5 protein-coding genes are annotated in these 3667 nt (G+C 51.8%); 2 read left to right on the top strand and 3 right to left on the bottom strand.

Annotated features, from left to right (window positions below; translation table 11 throughout):
• Positions 1-895: sensor histidine kinase (locus tag QCH34_RS08780; RefSeq protein WP_300332977.1), on the top strand; the 895-nt coding region annotated here is incomplete at its 5' end.
• 4 nt (positions 896-899) lie between these two features.
• A complete protein-coding gene (locus QCH34_RS08775; RefSeq protein WP_300332976.1) occupies positions 900-2195 on the top strand; it encodes a PAS domain S-box protein in 1296 nt (431 codons plus the stop codon).
• 35 nt (positions 2196-2230) lie between these two features.
• Here the strand turns inward: QCH34_RS08775 and QCH34_RS08770 are convergent, their stop codons facing one another.
• The 3 genes from QCH34_RS08770 to QCH34_RS08760 all read right to left on the bottom strand — a co-directional run bounded on the left by QCH34_RS08770 (position 2231) and on the right by QCH34_RS08760 (position 3473).
• The gene (locus QCH34_RS08770; RefSeq protein ID WP_300332975.1) at positions 2231-3022 is read right to left on the bottom strand and encodes an MBL fold metallo-hydrolase; all 792 of its coding nucleotides are present in this window, start codon (positions 3020-3022) and stop codon (positions 2231-2233) included.
• Between the two features lie 68 nt (positions 3023-3090).
• Positions 3091-3276, bottom strand: a complete 186-nt coding sequence (locus tag QCH34_RS08765; protein ID WP_300332974.1) for a hypothetical protein — start codon at positions 3274-3276, stop codon at positions 3091-3093.
• 8 nt (positions 3277-3284) lie between these two features.
• On the bottom strand, positions 3285-3473 hold the full coding sequence (locus QCH34_RS08760; protein WP_300332973.1) for a hypothetical protein: 189 nt from the start codon (positions 3471-3473) through the stop codon (positions 3285-3287).
• Positions 3474-3667 lie beyond the last annotated feature (194 nt).

The following is a 3667-nucleotide window of genomic DNA, read 5'->3' as shown; positions in this document are numbered from 1 at the left end:
CTTTGATCTCTCCCTCCCTCTCTCTGCGGTTCTTCAGATCGGCGCTACCACCCAGACGTCACGAGGGGTCTTTGAACAGAAGATACGAAATGCGGTTATTGAGGAGAGGGACGGTTTCACCCAGATGCTCCGCGATGCCTCAGGGGTAAGTGCCGAATACCTGATCAGGCCACGTGCAATCAACCTTGACTATCGTGAATATATCCTGCTCTCCATATCAAAGGTCTCAGATACTGTCTCTTCAAACCTCCTGATGGAAGAGGCGCTTGCCGAGAAGGAGGTGCTGCTCCGCGAGGTCCATCACCGGGTAAAGAACAATCTCCAGGTGATCTCAAGCCTCCTCCAGCTCCAGTCCCAGTTTGTGAGCGATCCGAAGATCCTCGGCTATATGACTGACAGCCAGAACAGGGTCAGGGCACTTGCCTATGTCTATGAACATCTCTACCGGTCAAAGGAACTCGGGCGGATCGACTTTTCCGAATATACAACCCGGATCACCCAGAGTCTTCGGAGGGAATATGGCGCCAATGCACAGAACGTGGCCGTACAGTTTGATATCCAGGATGTGGTTTTGAACCCGGATACCTCGGTGCCCCTCGGGCTTCTGCTCAATGAACTGGTTTCAAATGCATTCAGGCATGCATTCCCTGATGAGCGTGAGGGGACGATCCAGATCTCCATGCACCCGAATGAAAATGGAAGCTATACTCTTGCTATCAGGGACGATGGCATCGGTATGCCGAAAGGAATCAGGATCGAGAAGATCCAGTCGCTCGGCCTCCTTCTTGTCTCTTCCCTGGTGACACAGCTGGATGGAACGCTTGAGTTGAAAACAGGTAAAGGAACCGAGTTTAGGATTGTCTTCAATCCATTGCAATATAAAGAGAGGGAGTGAAGAGATGGCAGAAACCAGTGTTTGGATCGTTGAGGATGAGTCAATAGTCGCAATGGATTTAAAGGCCCGTCTTCTGAAGATGGGATATTCTGTTGTCGGGATATCCGGCTATGCAGAGGAAGCAATAGAAGCGATCCGTCTGAACCTTCCGGATATTGTCCTGATGGATATCGTCCTGAAAGGTACAATGGATGGGATCGAAGCAGCAGCGATCATCAGGGAGGAACTGGAGATCCCTGTTGTGTACCTGACGGCATATTCTGAAGAGGGAACGATCTCACGGGCAAAGGTGACCGAGCCGTACGGGTACATCCTCAAGCCGTTCATGGAACGCGATCTGCAAATTGCCATCGAGATAGCACTGTATAAATCCTCGATGGAGAGGAGGCTTCGGGCGAGCGAACGGTGGCTGAAGACAACAATGCAGAGCATGGGTGAGGGGATCATCGCAACAGATACAGGGGGGGTTGTGAGGTTGATGAACCCGGTTGCATCCAGGCTCACCGGAGTCAGCGAGGATGAGGCGATCGGAACCCTTTTGGGCGCTGTCTTCAGGATTGAGAGCGGTAACGGAAGCCAGGGTGAAGATCCGGTTCTGCAGGCACTCCGGGATCAAAGAGCTATCCACTCTGATCAGCTGATGGTGCTCGTCTCTCCGGATGGCTCCCGGCGGTTTGTTGAGTACACTGCAACTCCGATTATGGATGAGAAGGAACATCTCACAGGGTCAGTGCTGATATTCCGGGATATCAGCGATCGCGTCCGGATTGAAGAGGAGCTCCGCCGACACCGTGAACACCTCGAAGAACTTGTTGCCGAACGGACACTGGAGCTTCGAAAAGTGAATACCCGGCTCGAACAGACCCTTCATTATATTGATATGGCAGAGAAGAAGTGGGTTGAAGAGGCGTTCGTCTCAGAAGTTGCCGGTAATTATCCCGGCCAACCCCGGATGCCGGATGGGCTTATCAGCATTGATTCAGGTCTCCATGTCAGGCTGATCAACTATGCGGCCGAAGAGATGATCGGGTGGACGCAGAAAGATGCCGAGAACCAGCCGCTATCTGAAATTCTTTCGCTTGAAGGCCATTCCAAAGATGCAATCGCAAAACAGCTCCATTCAGTTGTTGCAGGTAGTGCCAGGGAGCCAATGGAATTGGATTGTGTCCTTCTCAGGCGTGATCGTGTGAAAATACAGGTGCGGATCAGTGTCGAGCCATTCCGGGATCACTCCGGCGTGATCAGCGGTGCAACCATCTCAATTCACCGTATCCAGCCCTCTTCTATCGGGAAGATCTAGAATCGATCTGAGCAGTTTTTAAAACTTAAAATTTCTCAATGAATCCTTATCGGCCGGGAGAGGCAGGAGCAGTCGATTCCGGGCGAGGCTACCCTGAGATCGGTATAGGTCATATCGAGGCCAAGCGCCTCCTGTGATGAAGCGAAGGCAACCATGGGGGAGTTGTTCACTTCACTCAGATGCGAGAGGATGACGGTGGAGACTGAGCCATGCAGTTCCCTGAGGCATTCTGCTGCCATTGTGTTTGAGAGATGCCCCTTCTTTCCCCTGATCCGACGCTTCAGGTACTCAGGATAGGGCCCTTCATCAAGCATCTTCGGGCAGTGGTTGGATTCAAGGACAATCCCGTCGCTCTCTGCAAGAAGCTCCATCATCCGGGGGGTGACTGTCCCGGTATCGGTCATGATCGAGAGTGTCAGGTCATCTGATCGTATGGAATAGCCGCATGGTTCGGTGGCATCGTGGGAGACGGCAAAAGGGGTGACTTCGAATGCCCCGACTGTCAGGGGGGTATTATACCGGCATGCGATATGGGGTGGAGGTTTTTTGATCTGCTGCCGGATAGAGGAGAATGCTGCAAGTGTCCCGCCGGTTGCGATCAGGGGGAGGGAGAGAGCACGGGCGAGGGCATTGGCACTCCGGACATGATCGGTATGTTCGTGGGTGAGGAGGATCCCCTCGACAATTGCAGGGTCTCCGCCCGATTCGGATATTCTGGTGATGATATCACGTTTTGCGATGCCCGCATCGATGATGAGGGCGCTTGTGCCGTTGCTGACGTAGATGCAGTTGCCACTGCTCCCGCTTGCAAGCACTGTGCATTCCATCAGGTACGTATTGGTTGCTCCTGTTAGATAACAGGCGGGGTTATGCCCCCTGATACATCCCTGATCTCTTATATCTCGCCGCCACGCTGTTCAAGCTCGGAAAAGACCGGAGCAAGAGTTCCGCTTAGAATTGATCGTTTTGCAAGCCTGATTAAGTACCTGATATACTGGATATGGGCCAGCTGAAAACTGACGATCAGTCCGAAACAGAGCGAGACGATGACTATCAGACTATAGCCGCTGAGGGTAACCATAGAACACCTTATGATTCTCGTTCAATTTCATCAAGGAGGGGAATGAGAGAATCTTTATCTGAACATTCCTTCCCGACGATAAGAAATCTCTTCGTATAATACCTGGAGAGAGCGATGTATCCTCCGATAAGTCCTATGCCAAAAGCAAGAGCCCCGATGGCGATATAGGCGGAGAGGCTCAGCAGGAGATCACTCATTTCTTCACCATGGGCACTTTTTAACTTCGGACTATATAAATGAGTATCTATTTCTTTGGGAATGTCTGTATTTGGAAAGATTCAATGGATCTCCGGGTGTATAGGTACGTATGTGGAACCAATGTGATATTTCCGGCTGGAAGGAGAAGCGGCGGGGTGATATTTCCGGGGTTCTGGGTGCTGTCCGGGATATC

The sequence above is a fragment of the Methanocalculus sp. genome (genome assembly GCF_029762515.1).
GTDB lineage: Archaea > Halobacteriota > Methanomicrobia > Methanomicrobiales > Methanocorpusculaceae > Methanocalculus.
This window is presented reverse-complemented; position numbering and strand designations above follow the sequence as displayed.